Origin of the sequence: Sphingomonas sp. CFBP 13733 (assembly GCF_014841795.1) — a bacterium.
Taxonomy (GTDB): domain Bacteria; phylum Pseudomonadota; class Alphaproteobacteria; order Sphingomonadales; family Sphingomonadaceae; genus Sphingomonas; species Sphingomonas aerolata.
Genome location: NZ_JACYUP010000036.1, coordinates 1 through 515, shown reverse-complemented (window position 1 = coordinate 515; position 515 = coordinate 1). Strand labels below are relative to the sequence as shown.

Sequence of the window (515 nt, the reverse complement as noted above, 5' to 3'; positions counted from 1 at the left end):
CCGTTCGCGACAGGGGCAGGCGCTTTCGGGGCACTAGCGATCAATGCGTTCTTCCGCGCGGAGAATGGCGGAGGCCTGGGGCTGGACGAACTTAAAGATCCACGCAACGCGGACCGGCTCAGCTTTAGTTATACCACTCTCGATCCCAACACTCGCCAGAGGGGCACTATCTTAGGCGCGTACAGCGGTAGCTTTTCCACATCCGCAGTCCCCGAGCCCGCCACTTGGGCAATGATGCTCGTCGGCCTAGGCATGGTCGGCGGAGCAGTTCGCTACCGTCGTCGCACCACGACAACGACCTACGCCTGACGGGTTGCGAATCTCAAAGGGTGAGACGAAGCCGTCAGCCGAAGGCTGGCGGCTTTGTCATTTCTGCTCTCCACCACGTCGCGACATTCGGGCTACCGATTGAGATCGGCCCAAAGCGGCCATTCCGCTTCCGCCCAATCGCGGACATTTCGACGACCCGGGGGTGACCGCGTCCTAACGGCCGGTTAGGTGAGAAGGCTAGTGGC

General features: G+C 61.7%; 1 protein-coding gene. It reads left to right on the top strand.

The features are described 5' to 3' along the window. Positions 1–309: FxDxF family PEP-CTERM protein (locus IFT71_RS21100; protein WP_192143477.1), on the top strand; the 309-nt coding region annotated here is incomplete at its 5' end. Between the last annotated feature and the right edge of the window lie 206 nt (positions 310–515).